This is a genomic window from Marinobacterium iners DSM 11526 (assembly GCF_900107855.1).
Classification (GTDB): Bacteria; Pseudomonadota; Gammaproteobacteria; order Pseudomonadales; family Balneatricaceae; genus Marinobacterium; species Marinobacterium iners.
This window is the reverse complement of sequence record NZ_FNRJ01000024.1, coordinates 1-26,734: the sequence shown is the minus strand read 5'-3', so window position 1 is coordinate 26,734 and position 26,734 is coordinate 1. Positions and strand designations below refer to the sequence as shown.

The window sequence follows — 26,734 nt, the reverse complement described above, 5'->3', positions numbered from 1 at the left end:
TTCATAGCTTGACGCAGGCTCAGATTAGCACAACGCCGGCAGAGGGAGAATCTGACGGCGCTGTCTGATCAGGCTTAGCCGTCAGCGTTGATGCGAGTGACCAGTTCATTCAGGACCGATTCGGCGCGGTCATTCTCGACCTGACAGGTACCGGCTGCATGATGACCACCACCGCCATATTGCAGCATCAGCTCGCCCACATTGGTGTTTGAACTGCGATCAAAAATGGACTTGCCGGTGGCAAACACGGTGTTCTGCTGCTTGAGACCCCACAGCACATGGATGGAAATATTGCACTGCGGATACAAGGCGTAAATCATGAAACGGTTGCCCGCCCAGATCTGCTCTTCGTGTCGCAGATCAAGTACCACAAGATTGTCATGTACGGTAGCGCAGCGCTGAATCTGCTCCTTGAATTTCGCTTCTTGCTCAAAGTACAGCTCAACCCGTTCCTTCACGTCCGGCAGGTCAAGGATCTCCTCAATACTGTGGTTCTTGCAGTAGTCGATCAGATCCATCATCAGGGCATAGTTGGAGATGCGGAACTCGCGGAAGCGCCCAAGGCCGGTACGGGCGTCCATCAGGAAGTTGAGCAGCACCCATCCTTCTGCGTTAAGCACCTCATCCTGAGTGAACTGGGCCGAGTCGCCCTTGTCCACAGCGTCCATCATTTCGTCCCACTCAACGGGGAAGGCGTCATGACCACCGTAGTATTTCCATACCACGCGCGCAGCTGAAGGTGCGTCAGGGTCGATGATGTGATTGTCCACCTTCTCGTTGCGAATTGTTTCCGACAGATGGTGGTCAAAGGCCAGGTTGACGCCCTTCACATAGGGCAGGTTGGTGGTAATGTCACGATCTGTGATATCCACCTTGCCATCCTGCATATCCTTGGGGTGAACGAACTTGATATCGTCGATCAGGTCCAGGTGCTTAAGCAGCACGGCACAGACAAGACCGTCGAAATCACTGCGGGTAACGAGGCGAAATTTTTCAGCGGACATCAGCAACAGCTCCCAGAATTAATTGACCGTATCTGGAAAGTAACACAGCCGTACGGGTGGCTGAAGCCTGAACCGCTTTGTAGGGCAGGAAAAAGCGTGCTTGTTGACCTGTAGCGACTATGTCTGAAGTGAACGGACCCAGCTGCGCAGAGCCGGCCAGCGATTGACCAGCATCGCAGTAAAGATGAGGGCGCAGCCACTGAGCTGAAGAGCGGTCATGGATTCGCCGAGCCAAAGCATGGCCAGCAGAGCTGTCCAGACAGGTTCCAGCGTCATGATGATGGCCGTATGACTGGGAGGTGCCAGGCTTTGAGCATGGGTTTGCACCAGAAAACGCAGGCTGGTTGCAATGAGTGTGCTTGCGATCAGCCAGCCCCAAATGCTGACAGACTGTTCAAAGTGCCATTCTTCCAGAAACAGTGATGCCACCGCGCTGATCAGGCCGGTGACCAGCAGTTGTACTGCGGTCAGCGGAAGTACCGGCATGCGTGTGGCGGCGCGGCTGTTGAGAATAAACGTGAACGAAAAAAACAGGGCAGACAACAGAAACAGCACTTCTGCCAGACCAAGGTGAAACTCACTGTCCAGAGACAGGCAGGCAAGGCCCGCGATGACCAAAGGCAGTGACAGGAAAACATAGGGCCCGGAACGATCACCGAACAGCAGGCTGATCAAGGGCACCAGTACGACCCCAAGCCCGGTCAAAAAGGCACCGACCCCCACATGATTGGTCATCTCCAGAGCCACTATCCAGAAGCTCAGTGCCGTACCAAAAAAGACTCCCACCAGACAGGCACTTTTCCATTGCAGCCGGGTAAACAGGCGCATGGCCGACCAGCCAACAGCTGCCAGGATCAGACCTGCGCTGATAAATCGCAATGCCATGAACAGCAGCGGGGCAAGCCCCTGTACGGCCTCACGCGAGAAAATCCAGCCAGCCGCAGCAAGAATGGTGGTGAGCAGCAGTAACAGATCGGCTTTCTGATGGGTGGACAAAATATGCATCCCTTGCGTAGTCGGTGGGCAAAGCGTGTATGTTAGCAGAAAGTCTGAAACGGCACGTTTACAAGAAGAGAACTGACGCCGGCTGGCTCAGGTGCAGAGCGCAAACAGCTGGGCTCGGCTGGTAATACCCAGCTTTTCGTAGGCACGTTTGCGATAGGTGATTACGCTGCTGGCGGCAATATCCAGCTCGGCGGCAATTGCTTCGTTTTTCTTTCCGCGCAGGACCGCACGACACACCTGCTGTTCACGTTCTGACAGAAATGCCAGTGGTCCTTCAAGCCTCAAGCGTTCATTCAGCGCAAAGTGCTTGTAGATCAGTACGCTGATCAATGCGCCTACTCGACGAGTAAAGTCATGGTCATCAAAACGGCTGTCGAAACGAGAACTGCGGCGGTAAAGGTTGACATAATAGTTGCCGGCTTCAGTTCCCCGGATGATCGCCAACTTGTCCAGAAAACCCGGCGATTCAAAAAAGGCCTTGCGATAATGTAACCCCATATCACTGCTGACGGAGTCAAAGCGAACCACCTGTACCTCGCCCGGCGCGATGGTTTTCAAGATGCTGAAATTGGGATCCTGCAAGTAGTGACGTTCTTCCACATAGGCTTCGGCCAGCTGTCTGGCGGACGCTTCTCGCGCATAATCCTTGAACAGCAGAGTCGAGACCTGATGACCGTCTGCACAGTAGAACACCATACATTGTTCGGTACCGAACTCTTCATGCAGCCAGTCAAGAAAGACATCGTAAAAACTGTGAGTCCCCAGCTGTTCGAGTACCTGTAATACCTGGGAGGATGGGCTCCAGTCAGGTGTCATCTGCGATGGCATTCAGCTTTCCTGTGGCAAGTGCGAGTAGTTCTTATGCTTTGCTGAAGCTTAACCCAGAACGGGCACAGGCGGGAGAACATGATCAAAAGCCGGAGAACGATTCGGCCACTGACTGCCGTCTAATCAGTCAGTGGCCGGCCCTCCGGCACCCGGCGAGCTCGGGGGAACATGCCGGGGTGGAAACAGCGGGTTGTGCTTAGCGGCAGGCGAGACTGGTCAGAATCTTCTTGAAGGTTGCGATCTCGTCTTCGCTGAACTCACCGAACATTTTGTCCTGCTCTTGCTTGGACAGGGCCCAGAGGGCTTCGGCCTGCTCTTCACCGCTGGCCGTGATGTTGTAGCACTCGTCCGAGAAGCTCACCAGTCCCTTGCGCTGCAGGATTTCAGCCGCATTGTCGACCTCAACTTCAGGCATGTTGACCTCACGCAACAGTTCCTTGCGGCAGAGCTTTGGTGTTTCCTGAAGTACCATCAGCATGCGTGCTTCACTGGTACGCAGACCCGTGGACAACTGTAGTGGCGCATAGTCGGCCTGATAGGTACGAATGGCCTGCACCATCAAGTAGTACAGATTGTCCTTGAAACGGGACTTGAGACGCTCGATGGCAGCCGGCTCATCCTCTTTCTTGGCAGGGAAGCGGGAGTGTGGCATGACCACAGAGTAGCTGCCCTGATGGTAAACCAGCGGAGCCCGGCCGTTGTCCTCAAAGGCTACAACTTTGCCGATCAAGATCCAGTGATCACCACCATCAACGGTTTCGTAGGCTTCGCACTGGAAACAGGCAGCAGTATCCGGCAGCAATGGCGCACCACCGAGACCGGCGTTGAAATCAGTGCCGGCAAATTTGTCTTCGCCGGGACGAGCAAAGTGGTTGGACAGGTCGATCTGATCTGCAGCGAGGATGTTAACAGCGAAGTGCGTCGCTTTCTCGAATATCTCGCAACTGCCGGAGCGCTTGTCGATGCTCCACAGAATCAGGGCCGGGTCCAGAGAAACGGAGTTGAAGCTGTTGGCGGTTACACCCGTTTTGACGCCGTCCGGGGTCTGTGCGGTAACAACGGTAATACCGGTGGCGAAGTTGCCCAGAGCACGACGAAAGGCTTTGGGATCGAATTCAGTGACTTGATTGCTCATAACAGCACCTGGGGTCGGGTTAACAACATTCTTATAGTAGACGAGCAACAGACAGCCCACCTGAGAAAAGGTGAGGTGTCCCCGTCAAAAGGGAAAAGGCGCCCGCCCGCATGAACAGGAGGGCGCCTCTGGATAATGCAGAGATCAGAGCAGTGAAGGATCCGGCTCAAGACCCAGCAGTTCACGACCGATGATCTGGGCGCAGACATCGTAGTCGGTGTAGGCGTGGGCCGCGGTCATGTTGGATTCGTGCCACAGACGCTGGCTCTCGCGATCCTGATACCAGTTGGACGCTCCCATCACTGCCCACAGACGGTTGACGGCTTCAACACACATCTTGATGGCATAAGCCTGGTTGGTACGCCAGTGCGCCAGCGTGTAACGGTCCGGGTATTCGTGACGCTCGCCATATTCCTTGTGCTCGTTCCAGGTCTTTTCCAGATAGGCGCGTGCGGCACATACCTGCTGATAAGATTCGGCGATGCGCAGAATCGGCGGAATGGACTCTTTCACCTGAGCGCCGGTGTAGGCACGGACACGGTTCTGGGTCAGTTCCTTGTACACATCGATCATGCGCTCGGCGACACCCAGGCTCATGGCCGCGAAACCACAGGCAAAGTATGGGCGGTACGGGGTATGGAAAATTTTGCTGTCCGGGTACAGAGGACGACCAACGTGGCGGCCTTCCATCATGTCACGAGCGGCCTGGATGCGGTGTTCGGGAACGAATACACCCTTGATGCTGGCGGTTTTGGTGCCGCTGCCCTGCATGCCAACAGAATACCAGTCATCAATGATGGTGAACTCGCTCTTGGGGATGACCGCAAAGCTGTACACTTTTTCACCGGCTTCGTCGAAGCGGTTGAAGCCGACGATAATCCAATCTGCGTGGTCAACACCTGAACTCCACTTCATGTCACCGGTAAAGATGATGCCACCTTCGGTTTCTTCATGCTTACCGAACGGTGCGATGGAGCTGGACGCTACAGTGTCGGGGTTCTCGGCCCAGAACTCATCCTGTGCTTTTTTGGAGAACATCGCCATCTGATGGTTATGGGTGCACAGCAGGCTGTATGCCCATGCAGTAGAGCAGCAGGCGCCGGCCAGTGCTGCGATGCAATCAGTGAATTCAGGCAGAGACATTTCCAGGCCACCGTAGGCCTTGGGCAGGAACGCACGGTTCAGACCGATACCGTGCAGCATCTCAATGTTTTCCTGGGGTACCTGACGCAGCTCAATCGCTTTGGGAGCGTTGGCGCGAATGGCAGGGAGGATCTCCTTGAGTTTGTCGAGCATCGGATTCTGTTTGTTCATCTGGATCGTCTCTCTTCTAATAATGGAATCGGTTACATCGCAATTGGGTTTTCGAGTGGCTACCCGAACAACAACTTGATAATGATCCGTGAAGGATTGCAACGATTATGCGGAGTCAGGCCTGTGCAGGAAATGTAAAATTCTGGTTTATTATTGCACTTTTCTGTATTTAAGTTGGATTGCTGTTGTCTGCCTGGACCCGGGCTATCGATCAAAAAGTAACCGACAGCCCAAGTATAGTTCAGCCAGGCTCAGGCTGCAGAACGACGGGTCAGGGCAAGAGCTGCCAGTGAGCCGCAGCCGGTCAGACCAATGATCAGCGCCATAGGCAAGGCTGTACCATCGTGCAGAGTACTGGCGATGGAGCTTGCCAGAGCCCCAAGACCGAACTGGCAGGCAACCGCCAGTCCGGCTGCGGCACCGGCCTGTTCCGGATAGCGCGACAGCAGGCTTGCCATGCAGTTGGCACCGAGTACACCGGTAACGCTGACAAAGCCCAGCAGTGCCACCACAATCAGGGGCAGGCCGCCGATCTCGGTAATACCAGCGAAGGTCAGCAGAAGCCCTGAAAAGGCTGCAAGAGAAGCGCCTGCGAGAAGCAGTTTCTGGGTGCCGAATCGTCCCACATAACGGGCATTCAAGCTCACCAATACGATGACGCCGCCGATGTTCAGGCTGAACAGCCAGGCATAGCTCTGCGGGCTGACACCAAAGTACTCGATGTATACAAACGGCGATGCCGTGATGTAGGCGAACATGCCGGCAAAGGTCAGCGACATGCAGAGAATGTAGCCGATTGCCACCGGCTGCAGACCAATCCTGAGATAAGCCTGAAACACCGCCAGTACACTGGCGCGGCGTGAATCGCCGTGATGGGTTTCAGGAATTTTCCAGGCACTGGCCAGCAGTACAATTGCTGCGAAGATGAACAGCACGACAAACAGCGAGCGCCAGTCAGAGATCATGATCAGATAGCCACCGACCAGTGGTGCAACCAGGGTTGCGATCATGGTGACCAGGTGCATCAGCGAAAGCACCCGGGCGGCCTCGTTCAGCGGGAACAGGTCACGCACAATGGCGCGGGCCAACACCGAGGCGGCAGCTGCACCCAGTGCCTGTAGGAAGCGTGCAGCGATCAGCCACTCGGCACTGGTCGCCAGCATACAGCCGATACTGGCGACCAGATACAGTGTGATGCCGCCAAGGAGCAGGCGACGACGGCCGTACTTGTCCGACAGTGGGCCGTAAAACAGCATGCCGATGAACAAACCGATCAGAAAGGCACTGATGGTCAGCTGGATACTGGATTCTGGGGCCTGCAGATCCTGTGCGATCAAAGGCAAACTGGGCAGGTACATGTCGATCGACAATGGGCCGAAAGCGACCAGCGCGGCCAGCAGTACGATCAGGCGTTGGGGGTTGGCTACCGATGACATCCGTGAGTCTCCCGGTCAGATGTTGGGTTGTTATGAGAAGATATTACCACTGTGGATAATCTGTTTAATATATTAACAAAGAGTTGTGCGCTCAGTGCCCAAACGAAAACGGCCTGCAGGTGCAGGCCGTTGGAGTCGTTGTCATCGGGTATCAGATGCGGCTTGAACCCGGCGCAAAGGATTTGGTGACGGACGCCTGAGGCCCCGGAACCTTCTCACCAGTAACGGGAGACACCGGGAAAACTGCGTTGATCTGGCCGGTACCAGAGCTGCCGAAGTAGGGGGTCAGCACTTCCACTTTCTGGTCGTATTCAGACCAGCCCAGGGCACCAAGCAGCATGGCGGTGTCATGCATGAAACCTTCACCATGGCCTTTCACGGCATACTCGGGCAGCATTTCGCAGAAGTCTTCCCATTCGCCGTTCTGCCACATTTCCACCACCTGATGATCCAGCCGCTCAAGGAACGGTGACCAGGTTTTGGTGGCAAAATCCGGTGCCTGACCGTTCTGAGCGAAACGGTGCGACAGGGAGCCGGACGCCAGAATGGCAACGGTACCGTCGTACTTTTCTTCAATTGCCTTGCGCATGGCCCAGCCCAGACGCGCACTGTCATTCAGGTAGTGCACGGTGCACATGGCAGATACCGAGATCACCTTGAAATGGCGATCTTGGTTCATGTAGCGCATCGGTACCAGGGTGCCGTACTCCGGGTCGAGGCTGGTGGAATCATGGGCCAGGGTTTCGACACCCTGAGCGTTACATTCCTCTGCCAGCAGGCGGCCCAGCTCCGGGTTGCCATCGTATTCAAACTCCATGTTGGAGATGAAATGCGGCAGCTCGTTGCTGGTGTAGTTGCCGGCCCAATGCGCAGCACAGTTGATGTGGTAGTTTGCGTTTACCAGCCAGTGGGTATCGAACACGATGATGGTGTCAACGCCCAGCTCGCGGCAGCGGCGGCTGATTTCATGGTGTCCGTCGATGGCCGCCTGACGGAAGCCTTTCTGCGGACCGTCCAGTTCAGACAGATACATGGACGGTACATGGGTGATTTTTGCAGCTAATGCGAGTTTACCCATCGAATTTTCCTCTTTTGTTATCACCGGAACGGCGGGCCGTAATCCGGTCAGCATAGTCTTGGGTCATTGACCGATATAGTCTTGTGGGCGTCCCTGCGCATTATTGGGCAGCGTTGTCGTGTCGCCTGCGCCAGGCATTGTAATGTGCCAGCAATGCAACCACGGGTGCTGCCAGAATGCAGCAGAATACCAGTGTAGTGCCATAATCCAGCAGCATGGGGACAAGCTGGGCGATGACGGCACCTGTCAACAGCTGGATGAATCCCATCAGTCCTGATGCGGTTCCGGCCGAACTGTCACTGCTGCTGATGGCGGCCGACTGGGCATTCGGCTGGCTCAAGCCGCGGCCAAAAATAACCAGGGCCATGGGCAGGAACAGCCCTGCCAGGCTAAGCGCGTTTAGCAGTGAAAGGCCCAGCAGCAATGCCGCACCCAACAGCGACAGCAAGTTGCCGCACAGGACCATCTGGTCAACGCTGAACAGCTTAGCCAGCCGTGTTGACAGAAAACTGCCCGCCATGAAGGCCAGCGACACCGTCAAAAACCAGCTGCCAAACACGGCCGAGTTGCCGCCCAGCTGGTCTGTCACGATATAGGGGCTGCTGCCAACGAAGAGGTAGAATGCCGCTGCGATGGCCGTGGTGGATAACACGTAGCCCAGATACTGGCCTGATCCCAGTACCTCACCATACCGTTTCAGGATGCCTCCGAGGTGCAGGCTGTCACTGCGGGCGCGACTGGTTTCCGGCAACATGCGCAGTGCGACCAGCCATACCAGGGCGCCCATGAACACGGACATATAGAATATTGAGTTCCATCCCGTCCAAAGGTTCAGGAAGCCCCCGATGGTGGGCGCAATGGCCTGCGCAATGGCAATGGCCATGACCACGTAGCCCATGCGCCCGGCTGCCCCCTCACGGCCATGCACATCCAAAATGATGGTGCGTGCCAGCGCCATGCATGTACTGCCACCCAACGCCTGCAGGACACGCCCTGCTATCAGCATCTCGACTCCATCTGCTGAAGCAGCCAACAGGCTGCCCAGCGTGTGTAGACCCAGACCTGCCAGCAGTACCGGACGACGGCCGAAATAGTCCGCCAGCGGTCCGGTGATCAACTGGCCAATGGCCAGTGTCAACAGGTAACAGGTAAAGGTCAGCTGAATGGTGGCGATATCCGCATCCAGCGCAGCGGCTGCATCCGGCATTGCCGGCACGAATGCATTCAGGGCCAGTGGGCTGGCCATGGCGATCAGTGTCAGCAGGGCAACAGGTGGATTCGGTTTCACGATATCTCGGCCGGTCAGGCAGCCGGTGCAGTCTTGCAGGACTGCACCGGACAGCACTTACTTGGGATCGCGGATTACCAGCAGGCGCAGCTCGGTCATGTCCTCGATCGCATAGCGAACGCCTTCACGACCCAAGCCGCTGTCCTTCACGCCGCCGTACGGCATGTGATCCACACGCCAGGACGGTACGTCACCGATCACCACGCCGCCGACTTCCAGCTCGTCCCAGGCTTTCTGGATCTTGTAGATGTCGCGGGTGAAAATGCCAGCCTGCAGACCGAAGTCAGAGTTGTTGACCTCTTTCAGCGCGGCATCGAAGTCGGTGAATTTGGACAGGATTGCCACCGGGCCGAAGGCTTCTTGGGTGTTGACGTTCTGATCCGCATCCACGTTTTCAAGCAGGGTTGCCTGCAGCATGGCACCTTCGCGCTCACCGCCAGCCAGAATGGCGGCACCGGCTTCCTTCGCTTCCAGTACCCAGTTATGCAGACGGGTGGCTTCCTTCTCGGAGATCATCGGTCCGATGAAGGTGTTCTCGTCTTTCGGATCGCCGTGAACCAAGGCATTAACGGCCTTGGACAGCTTCTCGCGGACTTCATCGTAGTGTGCTTCGTGCACCATGATGCGCTGAACGCTGATGCAGCTCTGGCCAGACTGGTAGTAGGCGCCGAAAACGATACGGGCAACGGCATCGTCAAGATCAGTGCCTTCGTCAACGATGCAGGCCGCATTGCCGCCCAGCTCCAGTACTACCGGCTTTTTGCCGGCCTTGGCCTTCAGCTGCCAGCCCACGTCCGGAGAACCGGTAAAGCTGAGCAGTTTCAGGCGGTCGTCGGTGGTGAATAGGTCGGCACCGTCGCGGTGGCAGGGCAGAATGGAGAATGCGCCCTTGGGCAGATCGGTTTCGGCCAGTACTTCACCGATGATGATCGCGCCGATCGGCGTCAGGCTGGCCGGCTTCAGGATGAACGGACAGCCCGCTGCGATCGCCGGAGCTACCTTGTGAGCCGCCAGGTTCAGCGGGAAGTTGAACGGTGAAATGAAAGAGCAGGCACCGATAGGGACGCGCTTCCACATGCCGGTGTAACCTTCAGCACGGGGGCTGATATCCATCGGTACCACTTCACCGCCGATGCGAACGGCTTCTTCAGCGGCAATGCGGAAGGTATCGATCAGGCGGGTGACTTCACCGCGGGCGTCCTTGATCGGCTTGCCAGCTTCGATGCAGAGGGCTACGGCCAGCTCTTCGGCACGCTCTTCAAAACGCTTCACGCAGTGGTTCAGGATGGCCTGACGCTTGTAAGCCGGCAGCTTGCGCATCGGCTCGGTGGCAGCGTCAGCCGCTGCGATAGCCTTGTCGATGGCAGCCGCATCAGCCATGGCGACACGGGTGGCCGCTTCGCCGGAGAATTTGTCATAAACTACCAGGTCCTGGTTCGGAGCAAGGGCTTCGTTGGCCAGGTAGTAGGGGTAGGATGTCTGCAGCATGGATGTGTCTCCGCCTGCTTATAGTGTTGGGTTATGAGTGAGAACTGGCTGAATCGACCGCCGGGGAGGTGAAACCCCGGCGGATGTGTAACTTACTGTACCGGGAAAATAACGTTGGCCTGGCCGGTACCGGAGCTTGGGAAGTACTCGCCGATCAACTCGCCCTTGCCGGTGTACTTGTCCCAGCCGAGGGCACCGAACAGCATGGCAGTATCGTGCATGCCGCCTTCACCTGAGCAGTGCTGGGCATACTCGGGCAGCATTTTCAGGAAGGTATCGATTTCCCCGTTCTGCCACAGCTCCAGCACGCGCAGATCGACCTGACGGTTGAATTCGCGTGAAATGGTGAAGGTGCCATTGTTCGCTTCATAGAGCTCGTTTTCCCAGATCTTGTGTGACAGGGAGCCGGAAGCCAGCAGCAGGACCTTGCAGTCGCTTTCCTTGACCGCTTCGGCGATCGCCTCACCCAGCTTGCGAGAGTCCTGCAAGTTGTGAACGGTACAGAAGGCCGCAACAGATACGATCGGCATATCACCGGGCTCCATGAAGTGCATGGGCACCAGTGTGCCGTACTCAAGGTCCAGCGTTTCAACCTGGTGGGAGAGGGTGAAAACACCTTTTTCGGTGGCCTTGGCCGCAATCGCATCGCCCAGCGCCGGGTTACCCTTGTACTCATACTCCAGGTTCTGGATGAAGTGCGGGAACTCGTGGCTGGTGAACTTGCCCTTGAATACCGGGTTGCTGTTGATGTGATAACCGGCGTTGATCAGCCAGTGGGTATCCAGCACCACAACCGTGTCGGCACCCATTTCACGCGCACGGCGCATGATCTCACGGTGACCGTCGATTGCCTGCTGGCGACAGCCCTGAAGTTTGCCCGGCTGCTCTGACAGCAGCATGGTCGGTACGTGAGTCACTTTTGCAGCTAATACGATTTCGCCCATGGTTAACACCTTCTTTATTGTGGGACATGCCCGGCATGATCGAGGTTTTTTTGCGCCGCGATCAAGGTTTTTGCAGGTGCGAAAACCCGGGCTGTCTTTCGTTAACATGTTAAGTAATGCTAGTTAACATATTATCTAAAGTCAACGGCCGTCCAAAAGGGGCGGCGCGTTCAACCTTGAAGATTATTGACGGGTGTCAGGGTTTAATCTGGCAGAGCTGATTCAGCAGCTTGTCCAGCTGCTCCATGTTCTCTTTGGAGAACTGCTCGGTGATCTGCTTGTAGCAAGCTTCCAGTGAGGGACTGATGCTGTCGAACATCTGTTTGGCCTTGTCGGTCAGGCTGATCAGCACGCGGCGCTGATCTTCCGGCGAGCGGCGGCGCTGAATGTAATCCTGCTGCTCCAGCCGGCTGATGATGCCGGTAAGGCTGGGGCTGAGTATGCAGCACAGGTCCGCCAGTTGTTTGGACTCAAGTTCACCGTGTTCATCCAGGGCACGAATCACGCGCCACTGCTGTTCGGTAAGCGGAATCTCCTGCAGCACAGGGCGGAAGAAGCTCATGGTCACTTCACGCGCCTTCAGCAGTTTCAGGGGGACGGAGTCTTCGTATTTGCGCATCAGTATCTCATTACCTGTTGTTCGTATCGGCTGCAGGATGGTCACCTGACCCCCATATACTGCATTAAGTACATCAGCAGGCTGGCCGCGACCAGCATCATCACTGAATAGTTCAGGTTGTTTCTCAGCAAGCTGCGCGCCGGGCAGGCAAAGCGCGCCTGAAGAATAAAGTTTACCCCGCTGAAGGTGCTGCCGGACATGGAAACCGATGTGGCCACTATATAGGCGATCGCCATCAGTGTCGGGGCCGTGGTGACATCAGCCAGCAGACCGGCGCAGATCGCCACCAGCGCGAACTGGTGAATGCCCAGGTAGGCAAGCACCACGATCGAGATCATCACTATCGATGCCACCGTCGCATCGGTGTGGGTGAATGGCAGATCGATCAGCCCGACAGCAATGCATGCCTTGACCCCGGCCGCAAGAAAGCCTGCACTTAGAAAGAGTGATATTTCGGCGCGAGTGTCCGCCAGGCGTTGGGTGATATGCTTAATCACCCGGGATGTCGCCTGTAACGGGCCGCGGCGTAGCGTCAGCATCATCAGTGGTGTCAGTATCGCCAGCAATGACACAGCACCCACGGTTGGCAACTGTGGCCAAATCCATGCAGCGAGCAGAATTGTACTGATCAGGCACAGCGGGAGCAACAGGGTGCCCAGTGTCATGGGGAATCCTGAATAGTGGTGATATTCGTCGTTATGTCGATGGCGCACGTCCAGAAAAGTGAGCAACAGGCCGATCACTGCCAGTGCGGCCGAGAACGGATAGATACTGTAGAGTTCGGCACCGGGCACCTGCTCAAGCACCAGCGGAAGTATGCTCAAAAAGGGTGACCACATGATCGCAAGGCTGAAGCCGCGTGCCAGAATGATCTGTGATAACGGGCTAAGAGTTCCTTTGCGCTTGATCTGCTCGCCCACCAGCAGCATGGATGAAAAGTTGGCCACGGACGAAAACAGGTGCATCCCGCCGAGCGTGAGCAGAAAGCTTCGCGGACCGGGTGAGTCGGTGGCCGGTGCCAGTTGTGTACTGAGGCGGATGAAGTTCACGGCCGCCAGCAGCATCGCAAGTTTGAGGTGCTCGCCCAGCAAGTCAATCAATTGTGCATCAGAGCCCTGGCTCCACGCCCAGCCGGTAAAGGCCGCTCCAATGGCACAGAGTACGCTGATCTGAATGCGTTGCTTGCGGTTCAGGCGCAGGTATTCGAGCAGCACAAAGGCCCAGGCCGTGAGTGTTGCCGGCAGGGCTAGCACGGCCAGGTCGAAAGTGTCGATCAATGCCATGACCAAAGTGGCAAAGATCAGCAGGCCTGAAAGGGTGTCTATGGCGACTCCGGAGCGTTCACCGGCTGTTGGGTTCTGTTGCATGGCAGCATTTTATTAATGTATTAACTAACAGTCCAGCGGGTGTTACTGCTGTTCGCTCCGATAACGCTGAGCGGTGACGCCGGTATGGCGCTTGAAAAAGCGGGAAAAATAGGCAGGATCAGAAAATCCCAGTTGATAGCAGATGTCACTGCTGGATAGATTGCTGAAGGTAAGCAGCCGTTTGGTTTCCTGAATTATGCGGTCGTGGATCAGCTTTTTGGGGGAGCGGTTGGAGACACGTTGACAGATCTGGTGCAGCCGACTTTCTGAAATACCCAACCGGTCGGTGTACTCCGGCAGGTGCCAGTGCTCACGGTAGTGTCCTTCGATCAGGTCTGAGAAGCGTCGAAAGATCTGCAGATCATCGTTGTTGACGGTGGTGCTTTCCGCCTCCTTGGCTGACAGGCGACTGATTTGAATCAGCAAAAGCCTTACCAGAGTATGCAACGCCAGCCGTTTGGCCGGGTGCTCTCTGAACCATTCCACCTTGAGGTTGCGGAACGTCTGGGTAATCAATGGCCACTGGGTACGCTGCCTGGGTTCCAGCTCGGCACGCACAATACAGATACCATGGTTCAGCTCGGTATCCATCTCCTGCTGCAAACCATCCTTGAGCAGCTGCCAGACAATGGACTGATGGATCGTTAGTACGTGGCCGCAGGCTTCGGGTTCGGTCAGAAAGGAATGGGGGACGGAGGGGGGGGTCAAAATCAGACTGGGGCCCTGTGCATGGTAGATTTTGTCATCGATATGGAAGCTGATTTCGCCTCGGTCGATGTAGTGAATCTGCAGGTATTGGGCGTGACGATGTACCGGCATGTCGCGGCCGAAGAACACGGCCAGATTTTCCAGCACGTCATAATGGATCGGCGCGTCGATGTATCGACGGTCGTAATCCTGTCCCAGGATGATGTTGGGAATCCATTCGCTGTGGGAGTGTTCTCTCATACGCCCGATTATAACAGATGCCGGTCTTCGACTGGGGGGATGATGTCGCTCCAGAGTCATCTGTTCGGGTTGGTTAGAGTGACCACATCGTCTCCCTTTTTCTATAGCGAAAAAGAAGTGTAAAGCGTTCTTGACCTCAAGCTTACTTGAGGTTTTAAAGTTGGTTTTTTTCATGGGACGCTCAGGATAAACAGCTGATGACACAGCAGGTACACAGTGAATCCTCTCTCGGCAGGGGAGCAGGGTGGAAGGCCCTGATGGTTGTTATTTTACTATTGACTGTGATTATAGGTGGTCTCTGGTACTGGAAAACTCAAAACACATCACAGGATGGCTGGAGCGGTGGAGCTCCAGTGGATGTCAAAGTGATTCGGCTAAAGGGGCAGGAAAGTGCTGAGACACTGGAGCTTCCCGGTGAGTTGAAGGCAGAACAGCAAGTGATGCTGACGTCTGAGGTAGCAGGCAAAGTCGTTGCCATTGAATTCACGGCTGGCCAGAGAGTTTCATCGGGTGATGTGTTGGTCAAGCTTGACACCTCTGTGGAAGAAGCGGACTTGGCTGCCGCCAGGGCACGAGAAGCCTTTGCTCGCAAACAGCTTGAGCGAGCACGTCGACTTGCTCCATCTGGGGCGATGACAGAGGAGATGCGTCAGCAGCGTCTTGCCGATTATGATCAGGCCAGTGCCGAGCTGGCGCGACTTGAAGCACGTATCCAGCAAAAACAAATCAGGGCTCCCTTCGATGGGGAAATAGGTATCCGGCACGTGGATCTCGGTCAATACTTGAATCCGGGCGACACTGCCGCGTCCCTCACAAATCTGTCTGAGCTCTTTGTTAACTTTGATGTTTCTCAGCGGCAGGCTATGAATATTCATGTGGGACAGCCGATCCGGCTAGTTTCCGATTTGGATGTAGATACAGCGTTGAGTGCCGAGGTCAGTGCACTCGAACCTCAGGTAAACCCGGATACACGTAACCTAAGGGTGCAGGCTCGAATGGGTAATGAGGGCCAAAAACTGCGTCCTGGGATGTACGTCAGTGTGCGCCTGGATCTGCACACCGAGCCCGATGCGCTGCTCTTGCCAGCCTCCGCAATTCTGACCTCGGCATACGGAGATTCCGCTTTGGTGGTACGAGATCTGAACGCCGAGCAGATCGGTAAGCCAAAGTTTGTTCCGGTCACGATCAGTCGTCGTATCGGTGATCAGGTGGTGGTCGGCAGCGGCCTGCAGGTGGGTGATTTGGTGGTGACTGAAGGTCAGCTGCGTGTACAGCCGAACAGCCAGCTTAAGGTGGTTGGCGCAGACTCTCAAATCGGCGGGAATGATCAGAATATGGAGGAGGTAATGACAGCAGAAGGTGGACAGTCATGACGTTTACCGATCTCTTTATTCGGCGGCCGATCCTTTCCATAACACTAAGTACGCTGATTCTGCTGGTCGGATTGTCCTCGCTGTTTTCATTGCCGGTACGACAGTACCCACAGATGGAAAGCGCCACCATTGTGGTGACCACCCAGTATCCAGGGGCATCGCAAGAGGTCATGCAGGGGTTTGTCACTACGCCTATTTCCCAGGCAATCGCCAGCGCCAACGGTATTGAATACCTGACATCGACTTCAACGATGGGGCGCAGTGAGATCCGCGCCAAACTGGTTCTGAATGCCGACGCAGACCGGGCCATGACGGAGGTGCTGGCCAAGGTGCAACAGGTGAAATATCGCCTGCCGGAAGGTGTGTTCGATCCCCAGATCCAGAAGATTACGGATGGTGTTTCGGCGGTACAATATCTGACGTTCGCCAACGATAGACAGACCATTCCGGAGATCACCGATTACATCTCCCGAGTGGTGCAGCCGCTGATCACCTCGGTGCCGGGGGTGGCGGGTGCTGATGTGAATGGAGGCCAGACCTACGCCATGCGGCTCTGGGTTGATCCGGTCAAGCTGGCGGCATATCGGTTGACGGCCGGGGACTTGTACAACGCCTTGCGGAACAACAATGTGCAGGCGGCGCCGGGTGCCCTGCGGGGCAAGGACACCCTGATTCCTATTCAGGCCTCTACGGAAGTGCGCAGTATCGAAGACTTCCGCAACCTGGTGATCAAGCGTGCTGATAACAGCCTGGTGCGTCTTAGCGATGTGGCCACCGCCGAGTTGGGAGGGCAGAGCTATAACGCCAGCTTCTTCGGTGGCGGTAGCCGGATGGTATCCCTGGCAATCACGCCGACCCCCGATGGCAACCCGTTGGAAATTGTTGCCGGTATCGAAACGCTTTTGCCCGAGCTGCGCAAGGCTGCGCCGCCGGGGATGGAAATCGTTAACGTCTTCGATATTGCGCGCTTTGTTAATGCTTCAATTGACGAAGTGATCAAAACCCTGCTTGAGGCGGTGGTAATCGTTATCGTCGTGATCTTCCTGTTCCTTGGTTCCTTCCGCTCGGTGATTATCCCGATTGTCACCATTCCCTTGTCACTGGTCGGGACTGCGGCGTTGATGTTGATGTTCGGCTTCTCGCTGAACCTGCTGACGCTGCTGGCCATGGTGCTGGCCATAGGACTGGTGGTCGATGATGCCATCGTCGTGGTGGAAAACATCCACCGCCACATTGAAGAAGGGCTGACGCCGGTTAAGGCCGCGATATTGGGGGCTCGTGAGATTGTCTGGCCGGTCATCGGCATGACTATCACGCTGGCTGCGGTGTACGCGCCAATTGGCCTGATGGGGGGGCTGACGGGGGCTCTGTTCAAGGAATTTGCCTTTACCTTGGCTTGTGCGGTCATTGTATCGGGCGTTGTGGCGTTGACGCTGTCGCCGATGATGAGCAGTGCGCTATTGAACAATTCGATTTCAGAAGGACGCCTGGCACAATCGATTGATCGGGCCATGACCGGGTTGGCCAATGCCTATGGTCGCTTGCTGGATTCTGTTTTGCATGCTCGTGCGGCGGTACTGCTGGTCAGCATCGTCGTGCTGGCGGGGATAGTTTTTCTGTTCATGGGCGTTAAGCGTGAGCTGGCACCGGGTGAAGATCAGGGCTATGTATTCACCGCCGTGAAAGCCCCTCAATATGCCAATGTGGATTACACCGAGCGCGCATCCCGCGGGGTCGAAGGCCTGTTCCGTCAGTTACCGGATTACCAGAACAGTTTTTTCATAAACGGCAGCAATGGTCAAAATAATGCCTTCGGTGGTGTTGTACTCAAGCCCTGGGATGAGCGCCAGATGACTGCAGCCGAGGTGGAGGGCGCTTTGAATGCCCGAGGCTCATCGGTTACCGAAGCCTATGTGACTGCATTTCAGCCTGCACCTCTACCTGCCGGCAGTGGCGGTCTTCCTGTACAGATGGTCCTGCGTGCACCGGCTGAATTTTCGGAGCTTTATAGCACGCTGGAAAACATTAAGAGCGCGGCCTGGGGCAGCGGCCTCTTCGCTTATGTGGAGAGTGATCTGGCGTTCGACAGTCCCTTGGCCCACCTGACCGTCGATGCAGCCAAGGCTGGTGAACTGGGTGTATCCATGTCTGAGATTGCCGGTACGTTGGCAATGCTGGTCGGTGAAAACTACGTCAACCGTTTCAATTGGTTCAACCGTTCCTATGATGTTATTGCCCAGGTGCCCCAGGACAAGCGACGGGGTCCTCAGGACCTGACCGGCTACTATGTGCGTTCACAGTCCGGAGAGCTGCTGCCGCTGGCAAACCTGGTGAAGGTGGAGGTCCAGGCAGCACCGAACCTGCTGCCCCAGTTTGACCAGATGAACGCGGTAACCCTATCGGCAGTTCTGATGCCCGGTATCACCATGGGCCAAGCGGTGGGTTTCCTGAAAAGCCAGCCGCTGCCGGCCGGTGCGAGCATTGACTGGCTATCCGATAGCCGCCAGTTCGTTCAGGAGGGTAATCAGCTGGTGATATCCTTTGGCTTTGCGCTGATCGTAATCTTCTTGGTGCTGGCTGCCCAATACGAAAGCTTCCGTGATCCGTTGGTAATTCTGGTGACGGTGCCCTTGGCAATCTGCGGCGCATTGCTGCCGATCTGGCTCGGCTATACCACCATGAATATATACACCCAGATCGGGTTGGTTACGCTAATCGGCTTGATCTCCAAGCACGGGATCCTGATGGTCTCCTTCGCCAACGATATACAGCGAAACGAGAAACTGGGACCCATGGCAGCGATGCATAAGTCGGCGGTTATCCGAATGCGCCCGGTGCTGATGACAACAGCGGCCATGGTCTCGGGGTTGATCCCCTTGCTGTTTGCCGGTGGTGCGGGCTCCGCCAGCCGTTTTGCCATTGGTATTGTTGTCGTGACAGGAATGTTGATTGGCACCTTGTTTACGTTGTTTGTGCTGCCGACCATCTACAGTCTTATTGCACGTAATCATTCAGAGCCTTCACAACGGGACATTGAAGCAGGGCTTGCCATCGAAGAGGAGCGCTCTGCCTGAGCTATCTTGAGAGTTGAGGGATGTCGTTTTGCGGCTAACGGCACCCCCTCAGACATATACAGAGGGAGCTGTCTCTCTTGGCTGGCGGCTTATGACAATAAATGAGGAGCAGGGCTTTGGCTAAAGAATCGGGTCCACAGCGAGAGCTGAGTGTCGGCGAGGTAGCCAGGCGTAGCGGCGTGGCAGTATCGGCGATTCACTTCTACGAATCCAAGGGGCTGATTATCTCCCTGCGTAATAATGCCAATCAGCGCCGCTATACACCGACCGTGCTGCGTTATCTGGCCATCGTCAAGGTGGCGCAGCGGGCGGGTATCCCTCTGGATGAAATCAGGGAGACGCTTGGCAGCTATGAATATGGTGACAAGATCAGCCTTGAACAGTGGAAACAGGCATCTGCGCGTTGGCGTGAAACGCTGGATCAGCGTATTGAGACCTTGCGTCGGCTGCGGGATGAGCTCCAAGGCTGCATTGGTTGCGGCTGTCTGTCGCTGGATGATTGCCCGTTGAAAAATCCGGATGACAATCTGGGCGAAGATGGTACGGGTGGTGTGTTGTTGGAGCGGCCTTCAGACTGAGTGTATGGGGCTGGTCTGAAACTGGGGATTCTTAACAAGCGTTAAAAAGGACGGGGCCAGAGCGACGTGCTGGTGCACGTCCTCCGGCAGGTTCTGCCAGGGTAAGCAGATAAATTAGCCTTTGCCGAGCTGCGGTACCTTATGAGTACCGTGCGCGATGCAGACGTTCTTGGTTTCCATGTAGAAGTCGAAGCTCCAGTCGCCACCGTCGCGACCGATGCCGGACATCTTGATACCACCGAACGGAGACGGCAGGTTACGGTTGTTTTCGGAGTTCACCCACAGCATGCCGGCTTCAACGTGCTTGGCCATGCGCATGGCGCGGCCGGTGTTCTCGGTCCAGATGTAACCGGACAGACCGTACTGGGTGTCGTTGGCGATCGCGATTGCTTCCTCTTCGGTATCGAAGCTGATAGCGGTCAGAACCGGACCAAAGATCTCTTCCTGAGCGATGCGCATCTTGTTGTCGGCGCCGGTGAACAGAGTCGGCTCCAGGTAGTTACCGGCCGGGTCGATGTTGCCACGGGCTTCTTCGATACGCTTGCCGCCTACTGCAACATTGGCGCCGTCTTCTTTGGCGATGTCGAAGTAGCTCAGTACCTTGTTGTAGTGCTCGGTCGCAACCAGCGGACCCACTTCGGTGCTCGGGTCCAGAGAGTGACCAACCTTCAAGTTGCGTACACGCTGTTCCAAGGCTGCCATGAACTTGTCACGGATACCGCTCTGGATCAGCAGACGGCTGGAGGAGGTGCAACGCTGGCCATTCAGGCTGTAGATCATGAACACAACAGCGTCCAGGGCGCGTTCGAAGTCGGCATCGTCAAATACGATAACCGGGTTTTTGCCGCCCAGTTCGAAGTGCATACGCTTCAGAGTATCAGCACCCTGGCGCATGATGTGAGAACCGGTTGCAGATTCGCCAACCAGGGCAACGGCTTTGATGGCCGGGTGTTCGGTCATGCGTTTGCCAACGCCTTCACCGAAGCCGTTTACCATGTTCCAGACGCCCTTGGGCAGAACTTCATCGGCGATTTCAGCCAGGATGTAGGCGCTCAGCGGGGTCAGTTCAGCCGGCTTGTGTACCACGGTACAGCCTGCAGCCAGTGCAGGTGCGATTTTCCAGGTAGACAGCATAAACGGCGTGTTCCACGGCGTGATGATACCGACCGGACCGATCGCTTTACGGACGGTGTAGTTGGTGTGCTCGTCCTGATGCAGCGCCAGGCCGTTCTGCGCTTCCGGAGCCTTGTCAGCGAAGAAGCGGAAGTTGGCCGCGCCACGGATGGCAGCCTGCTTCATGAAGCGGATCGCCTGACCGCAGTCCATGGATTCAACCAGAGCGATCTCGTCAGCACGCTCAACCAGGCGGTCGGCAAACTTGTTCAGCAAACGCTTGCGTTCGGCACCAGGAGTGTTGGACCAGGCTTCGAATGCGTCTTCAGCGGCCTGACAGGCGGCATCCATGTCGGCGACGGAGCCGGCCATGATCTTGCCGATGGAGCTGTTGTCGGTCGGCGTGTAGTTGTCGTATTCCTTGCCGCCGTTACCCAAGGTGAATTCACCGTTGATGTAGTGGCCGGTGGTGTTGTTCTTGAAGCGCTCCAGGTATTTTTGGGCGCGTTCCAGATTGGTTGCCAGTGTATCGCTCATTCTAGTCTCCTGAAGCTCTTAGTATTTGTCGCCGTAGTATTTCTGCTCGCTGACCATGCGGGTCTCGAGGGAGCAGACATTTTCGATGCTGCAGACGATGGTGTCGCCCGGCTGGCAGTCAACGATACCGTGCGGTGTGCCGGTGCAGATCATGTCGCCCGGGTTCAGGGTCATGACCTTGCTCAGGTATTCGATCACGAAGGGCACATCAAAGATCATGTCCTTGGTGGAGCCGTCCTGAGTCAACTTGCCGTTGACCGTGGTGGTCAGTTTCAGCGCGTTGGCATCAGGGATATCAGCGGTGTCTACAATCCAGGGACCCATCGGCAACAGAGAATCGCGGCTCTTCACGCGCAGGTTCGGACGGTAGTAGTTTTCCAGATAGTCGCGGATCGCGAAGTCATTGCAGACAGTGTAGCCGGCAACGTAGTCCAGTGCGTCTTCACGCTTGATATTCTTGCCGCTCTTGCCGATCACCGCTACCAGCTCGCACTCGTAGTGCTGGTATTCGATGCCGTCGGGACGGTAGCTCACCTGCTTGTGGCCGGTCAGCGTGTTGGCATGCTTGATGAAAATCAGCGGCTCTTTCGGCGGCTCGAACGCCAGTTCAGTCGCGTGATCGGCATAGTTGATGCCCAGCGCGAAAATGGTACCCGGTTCTTTTACCGGCGGCAGCCAAGTGATCTGGTCAGAATCCAGCGCCACGTTCAGCACTTCACCTTCTGATGTGGTGATGCGATCGTTGGCGTCAATGTCGATGTCCAGCTCGCGGCCGTCAAATACGATACGTGCGTGTCTCATGGCTCAGGCACCTCCCAGCGTGTTGTTCAGGGTGCCGACACCCTCGATGCTTGCTTCTACCTTGTCACCCTTGGCAACGGCAACGCGATCACCGGCGAAGCCGACTGCGATGATTTCGCCTGCCTGCAGGGTCATGATGCGTGAAATGATGCTGATCAGCTCGGCAACACTGCGCTCCATGTTGGCCAGCTCGAAGCTGCTTTTCTGCTCGCCGTTAACGCTGACAGTTACCGTCAGGGCGTCCGGGTTGGCGATCTTGTCAGCGGCAACGATTTCAGGACCTACAGGTGCAGATGCGTCCAGGCACTTGCCCTTGATATCCGGGCGGTAGTAGCTCTGTTCCGGCAGTGAATAGTCCGCCACAACGGTATAGCCGCCAACGTACTGCAGCGCTTCTTCAGCGGAGACACGGCAGGTTTCCTTGCCGATCACCACGCCGAGGCTGGCGCCCACGGCCATTTCGGCTACGTCGTTGCCGTCGAAGTCCTTGGCCCACTCGACTTCAGCACCGTCAACACTCCAGGTATTGCGCGGCTTGTAATACAGAACCGGTTGAGTCGGCGGCTTTTTGTAGGGAGCGTCGTTGAATGTGGCGTCCAGAGCAGCCAGCTGCGCCTTGTCGTTCAGGGCGACACAGACCAGCTTGCTGTTGACCAGAGTGTTTGCAGTCATGATTAACCTTCTCGTGTTATGACCGGCAATTAATAGCCGGCCTGAGGTTTTTCGTCTTCAACCGGAGCGCCCTGTTTGAAGCGCTGTGCCAGCTTGCGGGTTTCGTTGGCCAGAATCATGGTGTCGACACCGACACCCACGAAGTTGGCACCCTGCTGGACATAGGTCTCTGCCAGGGACGGGTCCAGGCAGAGCAGACCGGCGTACTTGCCGGCATCGCGAATCTTGTTCAGGCCCTTGTTGATGGTCTCGACCACCACCGGGTTACCGGCATCACCGATATAGCCCATGGAGGCAGACAGGTCGGACGGGCCGATGAATACGCCGTCGACACCTTCTACTTCCAGAATGACGTCCAGGTTCTGCATGGCGCTTGCGGTCTCCACCTGAACGATCAGGCAGATTTCATCGTTGGCCTTTTTCAGGTAACCCGGCACCTGGTTCCAGCGTGCGGCGCGGGCCAGGGAAGTGCCCAGGCCACGAATGCCCTGTGGCGGGTATCGTACCGCTTGTACCAGCTGGGCCGCCTGCTCGGCGGTTTCAACCATCGGCACCAGCAGTGTCTGTACGCCGATGTCGAGCAGCTGCTTGATCAGAGCGGTATCGCCTTCAACGCAGCGCACGATCGGTGCGGTGTCATAAGGTGCGATCGCCTGCAGGTGGCTCATGATGGTGCGCAGATCGAAAGGTGCATGCTCACCATCGATCAGCAGCCAGTCGAAACCGGCAACGGCGGCGATTTCAGCCGCGCTGTTGTCCGGCAGACCCAGCCACAGGCCGTACTGGGTTTCGCCGGTGGCCAGACCCTGCTTGAAGCGGTTTTTCGGCAGTTCCATACTGCGATCTCCTGTCGGCACAAGCTTATTCGAAGTGCAGTGTCACACCGCCCAAAGAGCCGAAATCGGCGTGAACGGTATCGCCGGCCTTGACCGGTACCGGACGGGTAAAGGAACCGGACAGAATCACCTGACCAGGCTCCAGGCCAATACCGTGTGGTGCAAAACGCTTGCATACCCAGGTGATTCCTTTCAGCGGGTTGCCCAGTACGCCGCCGGCAAGGCCGGTTTCTTCGATCTGACCATTCAGGTACAGCATGCAACCGGCCCAGCGCAGATCGATGTCCATCGGCTTGATCGGGCGTCCACCCATGACGATGCCGGCGTTGGCTGCATTGTCGGAAATGGTGTCATACACCTTTCGAGTGTAGCCGGTTTCCGGGTCGGTACGCAGGCAGCGAGCGGCAATCAGTTCCAGTGATGGGATGACGTAGTCTGTTGCGTTGATAATATCAAAGATGGTGACGTTCTCGCCGAACAGCGGCTTGTTCAGAACAAAAGCGAGTTCCACTTCGATACGCGGGTCGAGGAAATCGGATGCCTTGATGGTGGCGCCGTCATCAAACAACATGTCGTCCAGCAACACGCCATAGTCTGGCTCGTCGATGTTGGAGGACATCTGCATGGCGCGAGAGGTCAGGCCGATTTTGTAACCGATCACCTTGCGTCCTTCACTGATCTTGCGATCAACCCAGGCTTTCTGCACGGCATAGGCGTCAGCCATGTTCATATCGGGGTGGTCCAGTGTGAGCGCCGGGATCTGCTTGCGGTTGACTTCGGCTTCATACAGACGATCGGCCGCGGCCTGGATCTGCTCTTTATTCAACATGCTCGGATGCACCTTTCTTGTTGTCCGGTTTGTTCGCGCTCTGTGCCATGTTTTCCTGCACAGGTTATCTGAAATTCATTTTAGTTAAGATGTTAAGTAAGTCAATACCTCGCGCTGATTCGTGCCATTGTGCGGTGCACAGAGTGAACCTCATGGCAACTTGTCCACACAGGTATAACGCTATCTGCGACAATGTCAGGCCGATTTTTGGCGGATCTATTCTTGTGCACGGCGCGCCCAAAAGCTGTGCAGGTGTCACTGTCATCGTATTGACAAAAGTTAATATGTTAATTAGATTCCGCCTGTTTGGCCGTAGTGCCGGGACTTCCATGTAGTCCGGTTCTGCAGGCGCATCCATCATCTGGAGGAGTGGAGCCATGCCCCATTTTATCGTTGAGTATTCTGGCAACCTGCACGATCGACTGGAGTTCCAGGAGCTGTTCAAGGCGTTGCATGAATATGTGGTGTCCACCGGACACTTTCCGCTGGGGGGCGTGCGCAGCCGTGCCATTCGCTGTAACGATTTTCGGGTGGCTGACGGTCGTGAGGACTTTGCGTTCCTGAACCTGAACCTGAAGATCGGACATGGCCGAGATATGGCACTGAAGCAGGAGGTTGCGGAAAACGTCTTTCGTATTTTGTGCGATTGGATGAAACCAATCACTGACAACAGTTACTGCCAGATTTCGTTTGAAATGACTGAGCTTGACCCTGTGCTCAAGTTCAATAAGAACAATATTCACGCCCTGTTTGCCGCCAAATCCTGAGCGGCAGCCGGCGAATACATAACAAGCGTGGCCAGAGCGGAGCACCGTATCAGGCCCGATATTGGCTGGATAAACGGCCTTTAAACCACTTCCGAGCAACAGACTTTAGATTCAGGAGACAGACCATGAAAACCTTTTTCAAGTCGCTGGTGGGCGCTGCTGCCCTGACACTGGGGATGGCTGCATCAGCGAGCGCATCCGCAGAAACGACACTGGTTGTCGGTACCTGGCAGCCGCCGGGCAACCCGATGAACACCATTGTGTGGCCGACTTGGGCCGAGTGGGTTGAGGAGGCGACCGAAGGGCGAGTCAAGGTCAAGATCGAGCAGGATGTCGGGCATCCCAAGACCTACTTCCAGCTGGTTGAAGATGGCGTCATCAACGCGGGCTGGAGTTATCACGGCTATGTGCCGGGTCGCTTCAAACTGCCGATCGCCGTTGAACAGCCGGGTCTGGGTGTCAGCGCCGAGGCGGCATCTGTTGCGCTGTGGCGTGTGCAGGAAAAATATTTCGCCGATGCAGGCGAATTTGAAGGCCTGACGCTGTTGGCCATGCTGACACATGGCCCTGGTCAGATTCACTCCATCGACCCGATCAACAGCCTGGCTGACCTGAAGGGCAAGAAAATCCGCATCGGTGGCGGTGTGCAGACCGAAATCGGTGAGCGCATCGGCATCACCCCTGTTGCAGCCCCTGGCTCCAAGGTCTATGAAATGATGCAGCAGGGTGTTATCGATGGTGTGTTCATGCCGGTAACCGAGCAGAAAGCGCTGCGTTTGACTGAAGTGGCACCGAACCTGACCGTGCTGCCGGGTGGCATGTATTTGGGCAGCTTCTCCATGTTCATCGACCCTTACTTCCTGGAAGAGTTGGACCCGAAAGATGCCGAAGCCATTATGAGCGTATCCGGTGAAAAACTGTCTGCTTTGGCCGGTCGTGCCTGGGATGAGGCAGATAAAGAGGGCTTTGAAGCGGCCCGTGCTGCCGGTGTAACGATCAATGATCTGACAGCCGACTCTGCATTGGTACAAGAGTTCAATGAGTTGATCAAGGGTATGGACGACGCCTGGATCGAGAGTGTTTCCGATCGTGGTGTTGATGCCCGTGCCGCTCTGGAAGAGTTGCGCAGTATCGCACGCGAGTACGAAGCTCAGAAGCAGGAGTGATCCATGTCCGTAAGTGCCTGGATTAAGGAGCACTACGACGAGAAGGGGCCAGCCTTGTGGTTGGCCTTTTTCCTCGAAGCAGTGGCTTCCCTCGTTCTGTTTATTCTAATGGCGTTGACCTGTGTCGATGTCATAGGCCGTTACCTGTTCAACAGCCCGCTGCATGGCGGAACCGAGCTGACCGAGATCGGTCTGGCGGTGATGGTGTTCGCTGCAATGCCGGTAGTGACCTGGCGCGGGGGCCACATTGTGGTCGATCTGCTGGATCGCTTTCTGGGATCGGTGATTGTAAAGGTGCTGGCGCTGTTTGCCGCGTTGGTGATGTCCTCTTCACTGTATTTTCTGGCCTGGCGCATTTTCGAACTGGGTGAGCGTTCGATTGGGCGTGGAGTCGTGACCGAGTTTCTAGGGATGCCCAGCGGTTACGTGGTGATGTACATCGCCGTGATGAGCTGGGCCACCGCGTTCGGCATGATCACCTATGGCGTGTATCGCATCCTGTTCCAGGATAAACACTAACCAGAACCGGTACGG

At 56.2% G+C, this 26,734-nt stretch carries 24 protein-coding genes; 6 read left to right on the top strand and 18 right to left on the bottom strand.

Features of this window, described 5'->3' with window-relative positions:
* Nucleotides 1–74: 74 nt before the first annotated feature.
* From BLV48_RS17065 to hpaA, 13 genes are all read right to left on the bottom strand, one after another.
* Nucleotides 75–1,004 (bottom strand): exopolyphosphatase, encoded by a 930-nt coding sequence (locus BLV48_RS17065; protein ID WP_091828004.1) that lies wholly within the window; start codon nucleotides 1,002–1,004, stop codon nucleotides 75–77.
* A gap of 117 nt (nucleotides 1,005–1,121) precedes the next feature.
* Entirely contained in the window at nucleotides 1,122–2,000 is an 879-nt protein-coding gene (locus BLV48_RS17060; RefSeq protein ID WP_091828015.1) for a DMT family transporter, read from the bottom strand.
* Nucleotides 2,001–2,096: 96 nt separating this feature from the next.
* A complete protein-coding gene (locus tag BLV48_RS17055; protein WP_091828003.1) occupies nucleotides 2,097–2,837 on the bottom strand; it encodes a helix-turn-helix transcriptional regulator in 741 nt (246 codons plus the stop codon).
* Between the two features lie 196 nt (nucleotides 2,838–3,033).
* Nucleotides 3,034–3,972 (bottom strand): p-hydroxyphenylacetate 3-hydroxylase reductase component, encoded by a 939-nt coding sequence (locus BLV48_RS17050; RefSeq protein WP_091828002.1) that lies wholly within the window; start codon nucleotides 3,970–3,972, stop codon nucleotides 3,034–3,036.
* Nucleotides 3,973–4,116: 144 nt separating this feature from the next.
* Nucleotides 4,117–5,286, bottom strand: a complete 1,170-nt coding sequence (locus tag BLV48_RS17045; RefSeq protein ID WP_091828001.1) for a p-hydroxyphenylacetate 3-hydroxylase oxygenase component — start codon at nucleotides 5,284–5,286, stop codon at nucleotides 4,117–4,119.
* Nucleotides 5,287–5,537: 251 nt separating this feature from the next.
* Nucleotides 5,538–6,722, bottom strand: a complete 1,185-nt coding sequence (locus BLV48_RS17040; RefSeq protein ID WP_091828000.1) for a Bcr/CflA family multidrug efflux MFS transporter — start codon at nucleotides 6,720–6,722, stop codon at nucleotides 5,538–5,540.
* Nucleotides 6,723–6,873: 151 nt separating this feature from the next.
* On the bottom strand, nucleotides 6,874–7,800 hold the full coding sequence (gene hpaD, locus BLV48_RS17035) for a 3,4-dihydroxyphenylacetate 2,3-dioxygenase (RefSeq protein ID WP_091827999.1): 927 nt from the start codon (nucleotides 7,798–7,800) through the stop codon (nucleotides 6,874–6,876).
* Nucleotides 7,801–7,900: 100 nt separating this feature from the next.
* Nucleotides 7,901–9,088, bottom strand: coding sequence for a multidrug effflux MFS transporter (locus BLV48_RS17030; RefSeq protein WP_091828014.1), 1,188 nt, complete (start codon nucleotides 9,086–9,088; stop codon nucleotides 7,901–7,903).
* 57 nt (nucleotides 9,089–9,145) lie between these two features.
* Nucleotides 9,146–10,576, bottom strand: coding sequence for an aldehyde dehydrogenase family protein (locus BLV48_RS17025; RefSeq protein ID WP_091827998.1), 1,431 nt, complete (start codon nucleotides 10,574–10,576; stop codon nucleotides 9,146–9,148).
* Between the two features lie 92 nt (nucleotides 10,577–10,668).
* Entirely contained in the window at nucleotides 10,669–11,520 is an 852-nt protein-coding gene (gene hpaD / locus BLV48_RS17020) for a 3,4-dihydroxyphenylacetate 2,3-dioxygenase (protein WP_091827997.1), read from the bottom strand.
* 196 nt (nucleotides 11,521–11,716) lie between these two features.
* Nucleotides 11,717–12,139: a homoprotocatechuate degradation operon regulator HpaR gene (hpaR, locus tag BLV48_RS17015; protein WP_091827996.1), complete on the bottom strand. Its 423-nt coding sequence runs from the start codon at nucleotides 12,137–12,139 to the stop codon at nucleotides 11,717–11,719.
* A 41-nt stretch (nucleotides 12,140–12,180) separates the two neighbouring features.
* Nucleotides 12,181–13,506 (bottom strand): hypothetical protein, encoded by a 1,326-nt coding sequence (locus BLV48_RS17010; protein ID WP_091827995.1) that lies wholly within the window; start codon nucleotides 13,504–13,506, stop codon nucleotides 12,181–12,183.
* A gap of 42 nt (nucleotides 13,507–13,548) precedes the next feature.
* Nucleotides 13,549–14,454, bottom strand: a complete 906-nt coding sequence (gene hpaA, locus BLV48_RS17005) for a 4-hydroxyphenylacetate catabolism regulatory protein HpaA (protein ID WP_091827994.1) — start codon at nucleotides 14,452–14,454, stop codon at nucleotides 13,549–13,551.
* A gap of 197 nt (nucleotides 14,455–14,651) precedes the next feature.
* Here hpaA and BLV48_RS17000 point away from each other — a divergent pair, with 197 nt between their 5' ends.
* The 3 genes from BLV48_RS17000 (at nucleotide 14,652) to soxR (ending at nucleotide 19,479) form a co-directional block, all read left to right on the top strand.
* The gene (locus BLV48_RS17000) at nucleotides 14,652–15,827 is read left to right on the top strand and encodes an efflux RND transporter periplasmic adaptor subunit (protein ID WP_217633049.1); all 1,176 of its coding nucleotides are present in this window, start codon (nucleotides 14,652–14,654) and stop codon (nucleotides 15,825–15,827) included.
* The gene (locus BLV48_RS16995; RefSeq protein ID WP_091827993.1) at nucleotides 15,824–18,901 is read left to right on the top strand and encodes an efflux RND transporter permease subunit; all 3,078 of its coding nucleotides are present in this window, start codon (nucleotides 15,824–15,826) and stop codon (nucleotides 18,899–18,901) included. The genes BLV48_RS17000 and BLV48_RS16995 overlap by 4 nt, the downstream gene beginning before the upstream one ends.
* Nucleotides 18,902–19,017: 116 nt before the next feature.
* Complete coding sequence (gene soxR / locus BLV48_RS16990; RefSeq protein WP_254775073.1) at nucleotides 19,018–19,479, top strand: redox-sensitive transcriptional activator SoxR; 462 nt, start codon at nucleotides 19,018–19,020, stop codon at nucleotides 19,477–19,479.
* Between the two features lie 114 nt (nucleotides 19,480–19,593).
* Here soxR and hpaE read toward each other — a convergent pair whose 3' ends face one another.
* The 5 genes from hpaE to hpaH are packed head-to-tail and all read right to left on the bottom strand — an operon-like array spanning nucleotide 19,594 to nucleotide 24,267.
* Nucleotides 19,594–21,129 (bottom strand): 5-carboxymethyl-2-hydroxymuconate semialdehyde dehydrogenase, encoded by a 1,536-nt coding sequence (gene hpaE, locus BLV48_RS16985; RefSeq protein ID WP_091827991.1) that lies wholly within the window; start codon nucleotides 21,127–21,129, stop codon nucleotides 19,594–19,596.
* A gap of 18 nt (nucleotides 21,130–21,147) precedes the next feature.
* Complete coding sequence (locus tag BLV48_RS16980; protein ID WP_091827990.1) at nucleotides 21,148–21,930, bottom strand: fumarylacetoacetate hydrolase family protein; 783 nt, start codon at nucleotides 21,928–21,930, stop codon at nucleotides 21,148–21,150.
* Nucleotides 21,931–21,933: 3 nt separating this feature from the next.
* Nucleotides 21,934–22,602 carry a fumarylacetoacetate hydrolase family protein gene (locus tag BLV48_RS16975; RefSeq protein WP_091827989.1) on the bottom strand — a complete coding sequence of 223 codons (669 nt, stop codon included), beginning with the start codon at nucleotides 22,600–22,602 and terminating at the stop codon, nucleotides 21,934–21,936.
* Nucleotides 22,603–22,631: 29 nt separating this feature from the next.
* The gene (gene hpaI / locus BLV48_RS16970) at nucleotides 22,632–23,438 is read right to left on the bottom strand and encodes a 4-hydroxy-2-oxoheptanedioate aldolase (RefSeq protein ID WP_091827988.1); all 807 of its coding nucleotides are present in this window, start codon (nucleotides 23,436–23,438) and stop codon (nucleotides 22,632–22,634) included.
* Between the two features lie 25 nt (nucleotides 23,439–23,463).
* Nucleotides 23,464–24,267: a 2-oxo-hept-4-ene-1,7-dioate hydratase gene (hpaH, locus tag BLV48_RS16965; protein ID WP_091827987.1), complete on the bottom strand. Its 804-nt coding sequence runs from the start codon at nucleotides 24,265–24,267 to the stop codon at nucleotides 23,464–23,466.
* A gap of 377 nt (nucleotides 24,268–24,644) precedes the next feature.
* Here hpaH and BLV48_RS16955 point away from each other — a divergent pair, with 377 nt between their 5' ends.
* The 3 genes from BLV48_RS16955 to BLV48_RS16945 all read left to right on the top strand — a co-directional run bounded on the left by BLV48_RS16955 (nucleotide 24,645) and on the right by BLV48_RS16945 (nucleotide 26,719).
* Nucleotides 24,645–25,034, top strand: a complete 390-nt coding sequence (locus tag BLV48_RS16955; protein WP_091827985.1) for a 5-carboxymethyl-2-hydroxymuconate Delta-isomerase — start codon at nucleotides 24,645–24,647, stop codon at nucleotides 25,032–25,034.
* Nucleotides 25,035–25,159: 125 nt separating this feature from the next.
* Nucleotides 25,160–26,200, top strand: coding sequence for a TRAP transporter substrate-binding protein (locus BLV48_RS16950; RefSeq protein WP_091827984.1), 1,041 nt, complete (start codon nucleotides 25,160–25,162; stop codon nucleotides 26,198–26,200).
* A gap of 3 nt (nucleotides 26,201–26,203) precedes the next feature.
* Nucleotides 26,204–26,719 carry a TRAP transporter small permease gene (locus BLV48_RS16945; RefSeq protein WP_091827983.1) on the top strand — a complete coding sequence of 172 codons (516 nt, stop codon included), beginning with the start codon at nucleotides 26,204–26,206 and terminating at the stop codon, nucleotides 26,717–26,719.
* The last annotated feature ends 15 nt before the right edge of the window (nucleotides 26,720–26,734 follow it).